Origin of the sequence: Variovorax sp. EBFNA2 (assembly GCF_033802765.1) — a bacterium.
Taxonomy (GTDB): Bacteria; Pseudomonadota; Gammaproteobacteria; order Burkholderiales; family Burkholderiaceae_C; genus Variovorax; species Variovorax paradoxus_H.
The window spans coordinates 5,676,394-5,692,547 of sequence record NZ_CP138496.1; the positions used below are offsets into that span (position 1 = coordinate 5,676,394).

At 69.3% G+C, this 16,154-nt stretch carries 13 protein-coding genes; 3 read left to right on the top strand and 10 right to left on the bottom strand.

Annotated features, from left to right (window positions below):
• The first annotated feature begins 113 nt into the window (after window positions 1–113).
• The gene (locus tag RZE79_RS26710) at window positions 114–902 is read left to right on the top strand and encodes an enoyl-CoA hydratase (RefSeq protein ID WP_319357548.1); all 789 of its coding nucleotides are present in this window, start codon (window positions 114–116) and stop codon (window positions 900–902) included.
• A 24-nt stretch (window positions 903–926) separates the two neighbouring features.
• On the opposite strand, the gene RZE79_RS26715 is transcribed toward RZE79_RS26710, so the two are convergent.
• The 6 genes from RZE79_RS26715 to RZE79_RS26740 form a co-directional block, all read right to left on the bottom strand.
• On the bottom strand, window positions 927–1,709 hold the full coding sequence (locus RZE79_RS26715; RefSeq protein ID WP_319357549.1) for an SDR family NAD(P)-dependent oxidoreductase: 783 nt from the start codon (window positions 1,707–1,709) through the stop codon (window positions 927–929).
• Between the two features lie 60 nt (window positions 1,710–1,769).
• Complete coding sequence (gene fadB, locus RZE79_RS26720) at window positions 1,770–3,920, bottom strand: fatty acid oxidation complex subunit alpha FadB (RefSeq protein WP_319357550.1); 2,151 nt, start codon at window positions 3,918–3,920, stop codon at window positions 1,770–1,772.
• 89 nt (window positions 3,921–4,009) lie between these two features.
• The gene (locus RZE79_RS26725; protein WP_319357551.1) at window positions 4,010–4,426 is read right to left on the bottom strand and encodes an EthD domain-containing protein; all 417 of its coding nucleotides are present in this window, start codon (window positions 4,424–4,426) and stop codon (window positions 4,010–4,012) included.
• The gene (locus tag RZE79_RS26730) at window positions 4,423–5,262 is read right to left on the bottom strand and encodes an acyl-CoA thioesterase II (protein ID WP_319357552.1); all 840 of its coding nucleotides are present in this window, start codon (window positions 5,260–5,262) and stop codon (window positions 4,423–4,425) included. Before RZE79_RS26730 ends, RZE79_RS26725 begins: the two co-directional genes overlap by 4 nt.
• Window positions 5,259–6,671 (bottom strand): enoyl-CoA hydratase-related protein, encoded by a 1,413-nt coding sequence (locus RZE79_RS26735; protein ID WP_319357553.1) that lies wholly within the window; start codon window positions 6,669–6,671, stop codon window positions 5,259–5,261. The genes RZE79_RS26730 and RZE79_RS26735 overlap by 4 nt, the downstream gene beginning before the upstream one ends.
• Before the next feature lie 27 nt (window positions 6,672–6,698).
• Entirely contained in the window at window positions 6,699–7,907 is a 1,209-nt protein-coding gene (locus RZE79_RS26740) for an acetyl-CoA C-acetyltransferase (protein ID WP_319357554.1), read from the bottom strand.
• Window positions 7,908–8,045: 138 nt separating this feature from the next.
• Here RZE79_RS26740 and RZE79_RS26745 point away from each other — a divergent pair, with 138 nt between their 5' ends.
• Together RZE79_RS26745 and RZE79_RS26750 are read left to right on the top strand one after the other, a co-directional pair.
• Window positions 8,046–10,784 (top strand): LuxR C-terminal-related transcriptional regulator, encoded by a 2,739-nt coding sequence (locus tag RZE79_RS26745; protein WP_319357555.1) that lies wholly within the window; start codon window positions 8,046–8,048, stop codon window positions 10,782–10,784.
• 86 nt (window positions 10,785–10,870) lie between these two features.
• The gene (locus tag RZE79_RS26750) at window positions 10,871–11,599 is read left to right on the top strand and encodes a hypothetical protein (RefSeq protein WP_319357556.1); all 729 of its coding nucleotides are present in this window, start codon (window positions 10,871–10,873) and stop codon (window positions 11,597–11,599) included.
• 28 nt (window positions 11,600–11,627) lie between these two features.
• Here the strand turns inward: RZE79_RS26750 and RZE79_RS26755 are convergent, their stop codons facing one another.
• The 4 genes from RZE79_RS26755 to RZE79_RS26770 are packed head-to-tail and all read right to left on the bottom strand — an operon-like array spanning window position 11,628 to window position 16,136.
• Window positions 11,628–12,521: an SDR family oxidoreductase gene (locus tag RZE79_RS26755; RefSeq protein WP_319357557.1), complete on the bottom strand. Its 894-nt coding sequence runs from the start codon at window positions 12,519–12,521 to the stop codon at window positions 11,628–11,630.
• A gap of 58 nt (window positions 12,522–12,579) precedes the next feature.
• Window positions 12,580–13,371 (bottom strand): enoyl-CoA hydratase/isomerase family protein, encoded by a 792-nt coding sequence (locus tag RZE79_RS26760; RefSeq protein ID WP_319357558.1) that lies wholly within the window; start codon window positions 13,369–13,371, stop codon window positions 12,580–12,582.
• 14 nt (window positions 13,372–13,385) lie between these two features.
• The gene (locus RZE79_RS26765; RefSeq protein WP_319357559.1) at window positions 13,386–14,537 is read right to left on the bottom strand and encodes an acyl-CoA dehydrogenase family protein; all 1,152 of its coding nucleotides are present in this window, start codon (window positions 14,535–14,537) and stop codon (window positions 13,386–13,388) included.
• A 39-nt stretch (window positions 14,538–14,576) separates the two neighbouring features.
• On the bottom strand, window positions 14,577–16,136 hold the full coding sequence (locus tag RZE79_RS26770) for a long-chain-fatty-acid--CoA ligase (RefSeq protein WP_319357560.1): 1,560 nt from the start codon (window positions 16,134–16,136) through the stop codon (window positions 14,577–14,579).
• Window positions 16,137–16,154: the final 18 nt, after the last annotated feature.

A 16,154-nucleotide genomic window follows, 5' to 3' on the forward strand; every position in this document is an offset into this window, starting at 1 on the left:
CGGCGGATGGTGCCGATGCGGGCGCGGGTTTCGAGTCGTGAGCGGGACAAGCCCGCCGGATTCGTCCGTTCCGACGATGCCCCGGTACGGACTGCGCCCAACACTGACATGCCATGAACACACCTGCAACCGACGACGCCGACATCCTTCTGCTCACCCGCCCGCAGGACGGCTGCGCCTGCCTCACGCTGAACCGCCCGCAGGCCATGAACGCTCTGTCGCTCGCACTGCGGCGCGCCCTGGTGCGCACGCTCGACACGCTCGCGCAGGACGACAGCGTGCGCGTTCTCATCGTCACCGGCGCGGGCCGCGCCTTCTGCGCCGGCCTCGACCTGCGCGAGATCGACCCGGGCGCCATCACCGGCGACGCCGGCACCGACGTGGCCACCGCGCTCGCGAACTTTCCGCGGCCGGTGATCGGCGCCGTGAACGGCGCGGCCCTCACGGGCGGCCTCGAGGTGGCGCTGGCCTGTGACCTGCTGATCGCGTCGAGCGAGGCGCGTTTCGCCGACACGCACGCGCGCATCGGCGTGATTCCGGGCTGGGGGCTGTCGCAGCGGCTGTCGCGGCTCATCGGCATTGCGCGTGCGAAGGAGATGGCCTTCAGCGGAAACTTCGTCGGCGCCGAGCAGGCCGAGCGCTGGGGGCTGGTCAACCGCGTGACCACGCCCGAGCAGCTGATGCCCGAGGCGCTCGCGCTGGCCGCCGACATCGCGAGCGCGCTGCCCGAGATGCTGCCGGTCTACAAGCGCCTGATCGACGACGGCCATGCGCGCAGCTTTGCCGAAGGCATGGCGCTGGAACAGGTCGCCACGCGCGAGTGGGCGGCATCGCTCACGCCAGAAGTGCTGCGCGCGCGGCGCGAGGCGGTGCAGGCGCGGGGGCGTGCGCAGAAGGGCTGACGACGGCCCTTCTGCGCCCTGACGTCAGCGCGGCGCCATCCGGATCGCGCCGTCCAGCCGCACGCTCTCGCCATTGAAGTAGCCGTTGGTGATCATCAGCTCGGCCAGCGTCGCGTACTCGGCCGGGTTGCCCAGGCGCTTGGGGAACGGCACCGAGGCGGCCAGTGCGGCCTTCACGTTGTCGGGGGCGCCCTGCAGCAGCGGCGTGTTGAAGATGCCCGGCAGGATGGTGTTCACGCGGATGCCCTCGCCCATGAGGTCGCGCGCAATGGGCAGCGTCATGCCGACGATGCCGGCCTTCGAGGCGGTGTATGCGGCCTGCCCCATCTGGCCGTCTTGCGCCGCGACCGAGGCGGTGTTGACGATGGCGCCGCGCTCGCCGTCTTCCAGCGTGTCGAGCGTGAGCATGCCGGCCGCCGACTTGGCGATGCAGCGGAAGGTGCCCACGAGGTTGATCTGGATGATGCGGTCGAAGTTGGCGAGCGGAAAGTGCTTGATCTCGCCCGAGGCCTTGTCGCGGCTCGCGGTCTTCACCGCGTTGCCGGTGCCGGCGCAGTTGACCAGCACGCGCTCCTGGCCGTGCGCGGCGCGCGCCTTGGCAAAGGCTGCATCGACCTGCTCCTCGGAGGTCACGTCGACCTTACAGAACACGCCGCCCAGTTCCTTGGCGAGGGCCTCGCCCTGCGCCTCGTTGAGGTCGAACAGCGCGACCTTCACGCCGTGGCTGGCCAGGCGGCGCGCGGAGGCGGCCCCGAGGCCCGAGGCGCCGCCCGTGACGACGGCGGCAATGCTGGAATCGAGTTGCATCTCTTGTTGTCCTTGGAGAGTGAGAGAGAAAGGAAAAATGAAAAACGAAATGCCTGCCGTTCAGACCGGGTAGTAGCGCAGCTTGCGCGCCGCCATCTCGCGCATGCGCGCCGTGGGCACATACGGCGCGCCGAGCGCCGCATGCTTGTCGCACAGCGCGACCACGCGGTCCAGCCCGAGCCAGTCGGCGTACTTGAGCGCGCCGCCTGCATAGGCCGGAAAGCCCACGCCGAGCAGCAGTGCCATGTCGAGTTCGGCCGGCGTGGCGACCACGCCGTCTTCGAGCGCGTGCGCGGCCTCGACCACCATCGGCAGCATCATGCGTTCGACGATCTCCGCGTCGGCGAAGTCGTGCCGGCCCTGCGGCTGCAGCGTGGCGACCAGCGCATGCGCCTCGGGCGCAGTGGACTTCCGCGGGCGGCCCGTGGGGTCGTTCTCGTAGCGATAGAAACCGGCGCCGTTCTTCTGGCCGTAGCGCTTGTTCGCCACCATGAGCTTCACGGCGTTGCGTTCAATGACCGGCATGCGCTGGGGGTAGCCCGCGGCGATCACGTCGCCCACGTGCGCGCCCACGTCCATGCCCACCACGTCCTGCAGGTAGGCCGGGCCCATGGGCCAGCCGAAGGCTTCCATCGCGCGGTCGACGGCCTCGAAGTCGGCGCCGTCGGCCACCAACTGCACGAAGGCGTTGATGTACGGCGTGAGGATGCGGTTGACCAGGAAGCCAGGGCAGTCCTTCACCACGATGGGCGTCTTGCCCACGGCCACGGCATAGCCCACGGCGGTGGACACGGCGGCGTTGCTCGTCTTCGCGCCCTGGATCACTTCCACCAGCTGCATCACCGGCACGGGGTTGAAGAAGTGCATGCCGACAAAGTCTTCGGGCCGTGCGAGCGGCTGGGCGATGTCGTCGATGCGAAGGCTCGAGGTGTTCGAGGCGATCACGGTGCCGGGCTTCACGCTGCCTTCCAGCGCGGCCAGCACCTTGCGCTTGACCTCGAGGTTCTCGACCACGGCCTCGACCACGCAGTCCACCGTGTCGAAGCCGGCCTCGTCGAGCTGCGGCACGATCGACGCCTGGATGGCATCGACCTTGGCCTGCGCGAGCCGGCCGTTCTTCACCTGCTTGGCGAGCTGCTTGCCGGCCTCGGCCATGCCCAGGTCGAGCTGCGGTTGCGCGATGTCCTTCATGCGCACCGGCGTGCCGCGCAGCGCGCTGGTGTAGGCGATGCCGCCGCCCATGATGCCGGCGCCGAGCACGGCCGCCTGCTTCACCGGACGGCCTTCACGCGCGTGGCGCTTGTAGAGCTTCTTGAGCGCCTGGTCGTTGAGAAAGGCCTGCACCAGCGAGGCGGCGGCCTGTGTCTTCGCGACGTGGCCGAAGGCGGCCGACTCGAGATCGAGCGCGCCCGCGCGGTCGCGGCCTGCGGCCTCGGCCATCATCTCGAGCGCGATGAGGGCCGCGGGCTGGTGCTTGCCGCTGCGCGCTGCCACCTGCGTGCGCGCCGTCTCGACCAGCGCGCCCGCCTCTTGGGCCGACACCGCCAGCGGCGCGCGCTTGCGTTGCTGCGCGGCTTGCCAATCGACCTCGCCGCGCACCGCACGCTGCAGCAGCGCGAGCGCACGGTCGCGCAGGGCGTCGGGCGCGGCGACCTCGTCGGTCACGCCCGCGGCCAGCGCGGCCGGCGCCTTGGCCGGCTTGCCGCTTGCCACCCAGTCGATGGCCGTGGCCAGGCCCGCGAGGCGCGACAGCCGCACCGTGCCGCCGAAGCCGGGGAACAGGCCGAGCTTCACCTCGGGCACGCCGACCTGGGCCGTGTCGGCCATCACACGCAGCGGCGCGAGCATCGCCAGCTCCAGCCCGCCGCCGAGCGCGAAGCCGTTGATGGCGACCACGCTGGGCACGGCCAGGTCTTCGAAGGCGTTGAACAGCTCGTTGCTGGCGCGCACGCCGCGCGCAATGTCGGCCTCGGCCTGCTGGAAGGTGGCGCCGAACTCGGTGATGTCGGCACCGACGATGAACACGTCTTTCGCGCTCGTCACGAGCACGCCGCGCACCTCCGGCGAGGCCGCGATGCGTTCGGTGGCTTGGCGGAACTCGTCGACCGTGCGCGCGTCGAGCTTGTTGATGGCCTCGCCGCGCCGGTCGAAGCGCAGCTCCACCAGCCCGTCCTGCAGCGGCAGGACTTCGATACTTTCGCCTTGGAACAAAGGGGGTCTCCTCGCGGCCGGCGACACGCCAACCTGTGGGAAAAAGTTTAGGGACGCGCCCTGCGCGCAGGCATCGTCCGAAGCGACGATTACAGGCGGCCGCGCGCCTGCAGGTAGTCGCGCACCGCCTCGGCGGCGGGGTCGCCGACCACGGCGAACTTGTCGGTGAAGAAGATCGGCGAAGCGGCCAGGTCGATGAAGCGGCGCTCGTCCGCGAGCAGCTCGGCACTCGCGCGGCGGGCTTCGTCGCGCTGCGCACCGGTGCGCGCCTCGAGGCTGTCCCACCACAGCTCGGCCACGCCGTCGAAGGGCGCGGGGCTGCCGCGCGGCACGGCCAGCGGCTGCACCAGCGCATCGTCGAGCGTGTGCGACTGCACGTAGCGCCGCAAGCCGAGCACCTCGGCGCGTTCGGCCACGAGCGGCGCATGCACATGGCGCCAGTGGTGCTGGAACTGCGCGCGGTCCAGGTGCGGCAGCCGCCGCAGGCAGAAGACGAGCTTGATCATCGGCGCACCCGGATCAGGCCTTCCTGCGCAACCGAGGCCACGAGCCGGCCGGCGCGGTCGAACAGCGCGCCACGGCAGAAGCCGCGCGCATGTTCAGCCGAGGGCGAATCGGCGTCGTACAGCAGCCAGTCGTCGCAACGGAAATCGCGGTGGAACCACATCGCGTGGTCCAGGCTCACGCCCTGCACGCCGGGTTGTTGAAAGGCCAGGCCGTGCGGCTGCATCGCCACGCCCATGAAGCTGTAGCCGGAGGCATAGGCCAGCATGGCCTGGTGCAGCAGCGGGTCGTCGGGCAGCACGTCGGCGGTACGCAGCCAGAGCTGGCTCTGCGGCGGGCGCGGGCCGGCCGTGACCGGGTCGCGCGGATCGACGTAGCGGAACTCGATCGGTCCTTCGACCCGTATAGGAGGTCCAGCGCGCGAGCCGGCACGCGGCGTCAGTGCTTCGGGCGGTGGCGCCTCGGGCATGGCGCACTGGTGCGACACGCCCTCCTCGCGCCGATGGAACGAGGCCGACATGTGGAAGATCGGCTCGCCATGCTGGATGGCGACCACGCGCCGCGTGGTGAAGCTCGCGCCGTCACGGATGCGGTCGACGTCGTAGACGATGGGCGCGGCCTTGTCGCCTGCGCGCAAGAAGTAGCCGTGCAGCGAATGCGCCGCATGCCCGTCGACCGTGCGGGCCGCGGCCATCAGCGCCTGTCCGAGCACCTGGCCGCCGAAGACGGCGGGCGCGCCGATGTCGGTGCTGGTGCCGCGGAACAGGTTCTTCTCGAGCTGTTCGAGCTGCAGCTGCGCGACCAGCGACTGCAGCGCTTCGGCGCGGCCTGTGCTCACGCGGCCTGCTCCGTGGGATAAAACGAGGTGTTCGATTGCGCGCGCTCGCGCAACGCAGCCGTAGGCTTGAATCGCTCGCCGTGGCGCGCTGCGAGTGCATCGCAGCGTGCGACGAAGGCGGCGAGGCCGACCGTTTCGATGTACGAGAGCGTGCCGCCGGTCCAGTCGGGGTAGCCCAGCGCGAGCACGGCGCCGAGGTCGGCTTCGACCGGCTGCTTCAGCACGCCTTCTTCGAGGCAACGTACCGCTTCGAGCGCGAGCAGTGCCAGCAGACGTTCGCCGACGGCGCGTGCGTCGGGCTGCGATGCGGCAGTCTGTGTCGCGGTGGCTTCAGCGGTCAGCGGGCTCTCGCCCAACCCAGCCTGCCGCGCGGCATTCGCAATGAGCGCAGGCGACACGCCCTCGCTCAACAGCGCCGCACCTTCACTGCGGTACAGCTGCCGCAGCCGTTCGACATACGCGGTATTGACCGCGCTCAGGTCGCCCTTGCGCCGCAGCGCCGCGCCCCGGTTCACGAACAGCGTGCGCATCAGGTTGCGCGCCACCGGGCCGGCCAGCAAGGGGCCGAAGCATTGCGCCTCGACCGCCAGCCCCGCGTCCATCGGCAACTGCGTGCCTTCGTACACGGCCGACAGGATGGCCAGCGGCGCCGGCAGGTTGTCGTGCGTGTCGCGCCGCACCTGCGCCAGCGTGGCGCCGAAGCTCGCGCCCGCGTGCGGCGCCAGCGCGCCCGCGCCGCCCGGCACCTTGAAGCCCTTCACGTCCCACGGCTGCTGGCCGGCCTCGGGGTGGTCGAGCACCCAGCGGCGCGCGACCGGCACGAGCTGGTCGGCCGGTGCCAGCGCATCGACCATGCCCAGCGCCAGCGCCTCGGCCGGCGCCACGTGCTGGCCCGAGAGCAGCAGCGGCAGCGCGCGCGCAATGCCGATGAGGCGCGGCAGCCGCTGCGTACCGCCGCCCACCGGCAGCAGACCGACCGTGACCTCGGGCAGCCCGACCACTGCGCGCGGCTCGTCGAGCAGCACGCGGTGATGGCAGGCCAGTGCCAGTTCGAAGCCACCGCCCAGCGCCACGCCGTTGATGGCCACCGCCACGGGCTTGCCGCAGCGCTCCAGTTCGCGCAGCACGCGACCGCCGGGCGCGATGGCCTCGGCGGCGTCGGCCGCGCTGCCGCCCGTCGCATGAAAGCCCACGAGGTCCTTGAGATCGGCGCCGGCCATGAAGCCGCTGGCCTTGCCCGAGGTGATGACCGCGCCGCGCACGTCGGCGCGCTGCACGATCTGCGCCACGGCCGCGCGCAGGTCGGCCGTGAAGCCGGGCGTGAACACGTTCATCGGCCGGCCGGGCACGTCGAGGGTGAGGAGCGCGACGCCGTCGGCATCGACCTCGAATCGGATGTTGGAATGCATGAGAAAAGAACTTGAGAGAAGACGCGCTCAGACGCGCTCGATCACCAGCGCGGTCGATTGCCCCGCCGCGGCGCACAGCGTGACCAGGCCCAGGCCCGCGTCGCGCCGCTCCAGCTCGTCGAGCAGCGTGCCCGTGAGGATCGCGCCGGTCGCGCCCAGCGGGTGGCCCAGCGCGATGGCGCCGCCGTTCACGTTGATGCGCGCGGGGTCGATGTCGAAGTGCCGCGCATAACGCATCGGCACCACCGAAAAAGCTTCGTTGACCTCGAACAGGTCGATGTCGCCGATGCGCAGGCCGCAGCGCGCCAGCAGGCGCTCGGTGGCCGGCATCGGGCCGCCCAGGCTCAGCAATGGCTCGTCGGCGCACGAGGCGCTGCCGACGATGCGCGCGCGCGGCGTCAGACCGTTGCGCGTGCCGTAGTCGCGGTTGCCCAGCAGCACCGCGCAGGCGCCGTCGACGATGCCGCTCGAGTTGCCGCCCGTGTGGATCGGGTCGATGTGCGAGAGCTGGGGATAGCGCTGCAGCAGGATCGCTTCGTAGCCCTGCGCGGCCACGCCGGCAAAGGCGGGCTTGAGCTTGGCGAGGTCGGCCATCGTGGTGCCGGGGCGGTTGGCCTCGTCTTTCGCGAGCACGGTGCGGCCGAGCCGGTCGCGCACGGGAACGAGCGAGCGGTCGAAGCGGCCTTCGGCCTGCGCCACGGCGGCGCGGCGCTGGCTTTCCATGGCGTAGGCATCGACCGCCTCGCGGTCCACGCCGTCGAGCATGGCCATGAGGTCGGCCGCCACGCCGTTGGGGATGTAGGGGTAGCGCTGGCCCACGGCGGGGTCGGTGTAGACCGCGCCGCCGTCGCTGCCGATGGTCACGCGCGACATCGACTCCACGCCGCCGCCGATCACCGCGTCGGCCTGGCCCGAGGCCACGAGGCCGAAGCCCATCTTGAGCGTGTCGAGCGCCGAGGTGCAGAAGCGGTTGAGCTGAAAGCCGACCACGCTGTCGCCGTAGCCCGCCGACAGCAGCGCCACGCGCGCGATGTCGGCGCCCTGCTCGCCCACGGGCATCACCACGCCCAGGCCCACGTCCTCGATCTGCGTGGGGTCGAGTGCATGGCGTTCGCGCAGCGCCTGCAGCACCTGCGTGGCCAGCTGCACCGGCGTGATGGGGTGCAGCGCACCGTCGGCGCGCCCCTTGCCGCGCGGGGTTCGCACGTGGTCGTAGATGAAAACGTCGTGGGTCATGGGCAGGGCGCTGCCCGGGTGCGCAGGGCCACCGGATGCAGGGGAATTCAGTTTGTCTGCGGCCAGTTTAGGAAGCAGAATCGGTTGCCGGAATCGTCGGAAGCGACGGAATTTCCAGGCATTCACTCCCCCTTTGCGATGCCTGCACCAGCCCCCGTTCCCCCTTCCTCGCTCCGGATTCTCGAGACCAAGCTCAACCCGCCGGCCTTCGTGGCCACGCAGGTGCCGCGCACCGCCATCAGCGAAGAAATCGCGGCCGCCACCGTCAAGCTGGTGCTGGTGCGCGCACCCGCCGGCTTCGGCAAGACCACTGCCATGGCACAGATCCGCGAGCGCATGGACGCGCAGGGCATCGCCACCGCATGGCTCACGCTCGACCGCGCCGACAACGACGTGTCGCGCTTTCTCAACTGCCTGGCCGAGGCCGTGCAGCGCATCGGCGTGGACGAGCCCGCAAGCCACGCGCCCTTCGACGCCGTGGCCGCGCTGGCCGCGCACGACTCGCCCTTCACGCTCTTCCTCGACGACTTCGAGGTGGTGCAGGAACCCGCCGTGCTCGGCCTCGTGCGCGAGCTCGTCGAGCACCTGCCGCGGCGCGGGCAGATCGTGATCGGCTCTCGCAGCCTGCCCGACCTGGGCCTGGGCCGGCTGCGCGCGCGCGGCCAGCTCATCGAGATCGACACCGACCGCCTGCGCTTCACGCTGGAAGAAACCAGCGCCTTCATCGGCCTGCGCCAGGCGCATGCGCCGCACGCCGCCGCGCAGCCGCCGCAGGCGCTGCCGGCCGACATGCTGTCGCAGCTGCACCGCAAGACCGAAGGCTGGGTCGCAGCCATCTGGCTGGCGTCGATGGCCCTGGAGCGGCACGGCATCGAGACGGGCTTCATCGAGCGCTTCTCGGGCTCCGACCGCGCCGTGGCCGACTACCTCGCCGAAGACGTGCTCGCGCACCAGCCACCCGAGATCCGCGACTTTCTGTTGCGCACCAGCATCCTGCGCCAGCTCGACGCGTCGGTGTGCCAGGCGCTGAGCCCGCGCGGCGACAGCGCCGTCATCCTCGAACAGCTCGCCGCCGCCAACCTGTTCCTCACGCCCGTGAGCGGCGATGCGGGTGGCGAGGTGCGCGCGTGGCGCTATCACAGCCTGTTCGCCGACTTTCTGCGCGCACAGCTGGCGCGCGAGCGGCCCGACGAGCTCGCGCGGCTGCACCTCGCGGCCTCGGGCTGGTACGAGTCGCACGGCCGGCCCGTGCCCGCCATCGACCACGCCATCGAAGGCGGCGACCATCCGCACGCACTCACGCTGCTCGACAGCTACGCCGAGCAGTTCCTCGAACAGGGCCGCATGCGCATGCTGGCGCGCTGGTTTTCGGCGATTCCTGAACACCAGCTGCGCGAGCATCCGTTCTTGCAACTCATCGCGCTGTGGGCCACCTGCTTCACGCACGGCCCGTGGGACGCCATGCGGCTGCTCGAACAATCGGGCTGCCTCGAGAGCCCCATTCCCGAGGTGCGCGCCAACGCCCACACGCTCATTCCGCTGCTGCTGGCCATGGAAGACCAGCACGACGCCGCCTACGAAGCCGGCCGCGAAAGCCTCGCGCGCCTGCCCACCGGGCTGGCCTTTGCCGAAGGCGTGCTGCTCAATGCGATGGCCCATATCCTCGCGGTGCGCGGCGACCAGCGCGAGGCGCAGCGCCTGCTCGAGGCCGCGCGGCGCGAGCAGGGCAACAGCACCTTCAACCGCATGTACACCGAGTCGCTCGCGGGCCTGTTCGACCTCACCGAAGGCCGGCTGAGGCAAGCCACCGCGCGGCTGCGCATGGCGGTCGATTCGACGCATGCCGTGTCGTACAACCACAGCCACGGCAACGCCTGGGCCGGCGTGCTGTACGCGGGCGCCGTGTACGAGACCAACCAGCTCGTGCAGGCCGAGCACCTGCTGAACGTGTACCTGCCGCTGGCGCGCGACGTGGGCCTGCCCGACCACATGATCCTGAGCCACGTCATGCGCTCGCGCATCGCCTTCCACGCAGGCGACATCGACGCCGCGTTCCAGGCGCTCACCGAACTCGAATACCTGGGCCACCACCGTCAACTGCCGCGCGTGGTCGCGGGCGCCAAGCTGGAGCGCGCCCACATGCTGCTGCTGCAGGGCAACGGCCCCGCGTCGCGCGACGAGCTGCAGCGCGCCGACGACCCCGAGCTGTGGGAACGCGAGCGCCGCCAGCGCCTGCCCGCACACGACCTCGACTACCTCGCGCTCGCCAAAGCGCGCTGGGACATCGCCTTCGGCGACGCGCGTGCGGCCCTCACCGTGCTCGACGCCGAACTGCACGCCGCCGTCGCCGCCAACCGCAACCGCCGCGCACTCAAGCTGCGCGTGCTGCGCGCGCTGGCGCTGCAGCGCGCAGGCGACCTCGCCACCGCCCTCGAGGAAATCGGCGCCGTGCTGCAGACTGCGAGCCAGGAAGGCTTCGTGCGCTTGATCCTCGACGAGGGCCCGTCCGTGGGCACGCTGGTGCACCGCTATGCGGCAGCGATGCAGCAGGAGGCCGGCGCCGTGGCACCTGTGCTGCGCAGCGACCCGATATTGGCCGACTACCTGCAACGGCTGCTGCAGGTGCTCGGCCCGCCGCCCTCACCGATCGACGCCGAGGCGCCCTCGGGCGACGCCACCAAGGAGCCGCTCACGCGCAAGGAGATCCGCGTGCTGCAGCTGCTGGCCGAGGGCTACTCGAACAACGCGATGGGCGAGAAGCTGTTCGTGTCGGAGAGCACGGTGCGCACGCACCTGCGCAATATCAACATGAAGCTGGGGGCCAAACGCCGTACCGAGGCGGTGGCGATTGCGCGCAAGCTGGGGGTGATTCGCTAAGAGAACCCGTGCAGTGCGCAAGGAGTGCTTGTTCGTCTGTGCAAGGAAACTAAATCTCAGAGCGGCGGAAAAGCTAAAGTTGCTCCATGCAAGCAAATGATTCAGAGCCGACGACAAGACCGAGACTCAACCGACCGAGTCTTCCAACACTTCTCAGTATTGCCGCTGCAACTGCAGCATTCGGAACGGTAGCGCTCCATTTTTTGGGCGACGCCGCCCATCGCGCGTATCTGAATGCTTGGGGAATCGACGCAGGCCTGTTCCCCAAAGCAGCAGACTGGCTGATCATCAACGGCTACTACGTGCTCTTCGAGCGCTTCTTCGCCTTCCTGCGAACAGCTGCAAGCAATCTCTTGATATTTTTCGGAACTGCAGTCGGTGCTGGTCTTTATGTATTCGTTCTCTTGACGCCCCTCGGAACGCCAAACGCATCTAGATGGCAGTGGTTTGAAAGACGTCCTCCTTGGCTCAAACGACTCGTACGGCAAACAACGCTGACCACACTCGTCATCGGCCTTCTTCCTCTTGCACTCGTTGTTGTTACCGCATTCATGGCGATACCAGCGATTGTTGGCGAGACAGCGGGCCGCGCAATCGCTGAGCGCGAAGAACTCGAATACTTGAAGGGATGTGTCACGGCCAAGTACTCCTGCGTTGAAGTGTTGAAGGACGGTACACCTGTCGCAATCGGCTTCATCATGGAGAGCTCAGTCTCACATCTGGCGATCTTCGACACCGACCTGAAACGCACGCGCTTGCTCTCCAGAGAAGGCACCCAGGTCTTGACCCGCCGAACGCTCAAGCCGCAGGACTAGCTGGGCGGGAAACGCCCTTCCTTCGACATCAGACCGCCAGCCGCTGCCGCCTGTCCTGCGCATTCCGCCCCGCGATGTTCTCTCTCGCACGCTGCCAGTCGTCGTCCTTCCATTCCGACATCCGCGAGAAATTCCCGCCCGTGGCCTGGAACTGCGCGCCGTCGATGGCGATGGTCTGGCCGTTGACGTACTCCGAGCCCGGGCCGAGCAGGTAGGCCGCGAGGTTGGCCAGTTCGGGCATGCGGCCGTTGCGTTCCATCGGGTTGCGCTCGGCCTTGTGCTCGCCGCCGCCGGGGTTCAGGCGCGCGCTCATGCCCTCGGTGGGGAACAGGCCCGGCGCGATGGCGTTGAAGCGGATGCCGCGGCCGGCCCACTCGACGGCGAGCGACTGCGTCATGGCATGCAGCCCGGCTTTCGACATGGCCGAAGGCACGGTGAAGGGCGAGCCGTTCCACACCCAGGTGGTAAGAATCGACAGCACCGACGCGGCCTTGCCTTCCGCCAACCAGCGCTTGCCGCATTCGAGCGTCATGCAGAAGCTGCCGCGAAAGACGATGCTCGAGATGGCGTCGAAGGCGCGCGGCGACAGGTCTTCGGTGCGGCTCACGAAGTTGCCCGCGGCGTTGTTGACGAGGCCGTCGAGCGCACCGCCGTCGGCCCAGATGGCGTCGAGCATCTCGGTGATCTGCGTGTCGTGGCGGATGTCGCAGGTCTTGGGGATCACGCGGCCGCCGTGCAGGTGCATCAATTCGGCGGCGGTTTCTTCGAGCACGGGCGCGCGGCGCCCGCAGATGTACACGTCGGCGCCGAGCAGCAGCAGCGCCTCGCTCATCACGCGGCCCAGGCCGCTGCCGCCGCCGGTCACGAGGTAGCGGCGGCCGGCGAGCAGGCCGGGCTTGAACATCAGGTCGTCGAGGGTCATGGGAATCCTTGCTTGCTTGCATGCATGCACGCGAAGACGTGCGGGATGAAGATGAAGCTCAGCGCCCCGTGTAGACGGGCGCGCGCTTCTCGAGGAAGGCGGCCATGCCTTCGCGGAAATCGCGGGTCTGGGTGCACAGCACCTGGTTGCGGTCTTCCATGGCGATCACCGCTTCCATGCTGCCGGCGTCCACCGCGAGGCCCAGCGCTTCCTTGGTGAGACGCAGTGCCACGGGCGTCGCGTTCAGCATGTCGTCGGCGAGCGCCTGCGCCTCGGTCTGCAGCGCGGGCAGCGCATCGACGCGGCTCACGAGGCCCAGCGCGTAGGCGCGTTGCGCGTCCATGAAGCGGCCGGTGAGCATGTATTCGGCTGCGACCGAGCTACCGACCATGCGCGGCAGGAAGTAGCTCACGCCCACGTCACAAGCCGACAGGCCGATGCGGATGAAGGCGGCGTTCATGCGCGCGTCGGGCGTGACCAGGCGCACGTCCGAGGCCAGCGCGAGCGCAAAGCCGCCGCCACTGGCCGCGCCCTGCACCACGCACACGATGGGCTGCGGGCAGCGCCGCATGGCCAGCATGATGTCGCGGATGCCCTTCTGCTGTTCGAGCATGTCGGCCACGCCGAGGTCTTCGCCGCCCGCCTGCTCCTTCAGGTCGAGCCCGGCGCAGAAGGCACGGCCCGCGCCCTGCAGCACGACGACGCGCTCGGTGCTGCGCGCGTTCAGGCCCTCGAAGTAGTCGCGCAATGCGCGCACCAGCACCGGGTCGAGCGCGTTGAGGCGCTCGGGACGGTTCAGCGTGAGCCAGGCGACGCCATCGCGCTGCTCGATCTGCAAGACGTCGCTCATGACGCGGATCGCATTCAAAGCGCGCGCGAGATCACTTCTTTCATGATCTCGTTGGTGCCGCCGTAGATGCGCTGCACGCGCCCGTCGGCGTACATACGCGCAACCATGTACTCGGTCATGAAGCCGTAGCCGCCGAAGAGCTGCAGGCATTCGTCGACCACGCGGCCCTGCGTCTCGGAGGCCCAGAGCTTGGCCATGGAGGCGGTGGCGGTGTCGAGCCGGCCGGCCACGAGGTCTTCCACGCAGCGGTCGATGAAGGCGCGGCCGACCTTGATCTGCGTGGCGATCTCGGCCAGCTTGAACTTGGTGTTCTGGAACTCGGCGATCGGCTTGCCGAAGGCCTTGCGGTCGCGCACGTAGTCGAGCGTGGCCTGGTAGGCGCCTTCCATGGTGGCCAGCGCGTTGACGCCGATGATGGTGCGCTCGTACGGCAGGTCGCTCATGAGCTGGAAGAAGCCCTGCCCTTCCTGGCCGCCGAGCAGCGCGTCGGCGGGCACGTGCACGTCGTCGAAGAACAGCTCGGACGTGTCCTGCGCCTTCATGCCGATCTTGTCGAGCACGCGGCCCACGCGGTAGCCCTCGCAGCCCTCGGTCTCGACGATGAGGATCGAGGTGCCCTTGGCGCCCTGCGTCGGGTCGGTCTTGGTCACGACCAGCACCACGCCCGCAAGAAAACCGTTGGTGATGAAGGTCTTGGAGCCGCGGATGCGGTAGCTGCCGTCGGGCTGCTTCTCGGCGCGCGTGCGCACGCCCTGCAGGTCGGAGCCGGCGCCGGGTTCGGTCATGGCGATGGCGCCGACCAGCTCGCCGCGCGCCATGCGCGGCAGGTAGTTCAGCTTCTGCGCCTCGGTGCCGTGGTTCAAAAAGTAGTGCGCGACGATGGTGTGCACCGAGCTGGCCATGCCGCTGAGTGCGCGGCGTGCCTTCTCTTCGTAGAAGACGGCCTCGTGGCGGAAGTCGCCGCCGGCGCCGCCGTAGGCCTCGGGGATGTCGGAACACAGCAGGCCGAGAGCGCCGGCCTTGCGCCACACCTCGTGGCCGACGTGGCCGCGCTTGCGCGCCTCTTCGTCGTGCGGCACGATTTCGGTTTCGACGAAACGCACCACGTTGTCGCGGTACAGCTCCAGTTCTTCGTCACTCCACGAACGGCGGAAATCGATGGGCATGGGGTTGTCCTTCAGTGTCTTGAAATGAGGGGAATGGGGTCAGCCGACGCGGCGCTCTTTACCGGCCCAGAAGGGCTCGCGCAGCTGGAACTTCTGCAGCTTACCGGCGGCAGACAGCGGCAGCGCGTCGCGGAACTCCACGCTGCGCGGGCACTTGTAATTGGCAATCTGGTCGCGGCAATGCGCAATGACGTCGTCGGCCGCGAGCGGCATGCCTTCGCGCAACACGATCACCGCATGCACGCGCTCGCCCCACTTGTCGTCGGGCACGCCGATGACGGCAGACATCAGCACCTGCGGCATCTGGGCGATGGCGTTCTCGACCTCGGCCGAGTACACGTTCTCGCCGCCGCTCACGATCATGTCCTTCATGCGGTCGACCACGAACAGCAGGCCGTGCTCGTCCATGTAGCCGCCGTCGCCGGTGTGCATCCAGCCGCCGCGCAGCGCGGCCTCGGTTTCGGCGGGCTTGTTCCAGTAGCCCTTCATGACCATGGGGCCGCGCGCGACGATCTCGCCGACCTGGCCTGGAGGCACTTCGTTGTCTTCGCCGTCGACGATGCGGATCTCGGCCACGGGCACCGGCGTGCCGGCTGCGCGCAGCAGGCGATTGCGGTCGGGCCCGGGCAGGTGGAAGTGCGGCATCAGCACGGCCACGGTGGGCGACAGCTCGGTCATGCCGTAGGCCTGCGAGAAGCTCGTGGCGGGCAGCGCGGCCATGGCCTGCTCGAGCAGCGCCACGTCGATGGGCGCGGCGCCGTACAGCAGCATCTGCAGGCTCGACAGGTCGAACTCGGCAAAGCGCGGGTGTTCGATCACGCGCTTGATCATGGTGGGCACGAGGAACATCTCGGTGGCGCGCGCAGACTGGATGGCCTGCAGGATCGCCACCTCGTCGAACACCGGCACCACGTGCTGCGGCACCAGCCGCAGGATGCTCTGCAGCGACAACCCGCAGCCGGCCACATGGAACATGGGCACGGCGATGACGACGGCGGCATTGCGCGTCTCGCGCGGCACCGCTGCCACCGAACTCAATGCGTTGATGTAGAGGCTGCCGTGCGTGAGCATCACGCCCTTGGGCCGGCCGGTGGTGCCGCCTGTGTACATGATGGCGGCCAGCTCGTCGGCGCTGTGCGGTGCGTCGTCGATGGGCTGTGCATCGGCCAGCAGCGCCTCGTAGCCGACCATGCCTTCGGGCACGGGGCTGTCGCCGCAATACACGACGGTGCGCAGCGAGGTCGAGAGCTTGCGCAGCTCTCCGGCCATGGGCGCGAACAGGTCGTCCACCAGCAGGATGCGCGTGTCGCAGTCGTCCAGCGAGTAGGCGACCTCCTTCGGGTTCCAGCGGATGTTCACCGGGTTGATGACACCGCCGCCCCACCAGGTGCCGAAGAAGAACTCGACGAAGCGGTGCGAGTTGAGGCTCATCATGCCGACGCGGTCGCCGCGCGCCATGCCGAGCTGCTGCAGCACGGCGCCCAGGCGCGCCACGCGGTCGGTGAGCGTGGCGAAGTCGAGGCGATGGGCGCCGCAGACCACGGCGGTTTCGCGGGCCTTCTCGCGGCGACCCTTGTGCAGGGGCTGGGTGAGGAACATGGGTGTCGTCTCCTTGGT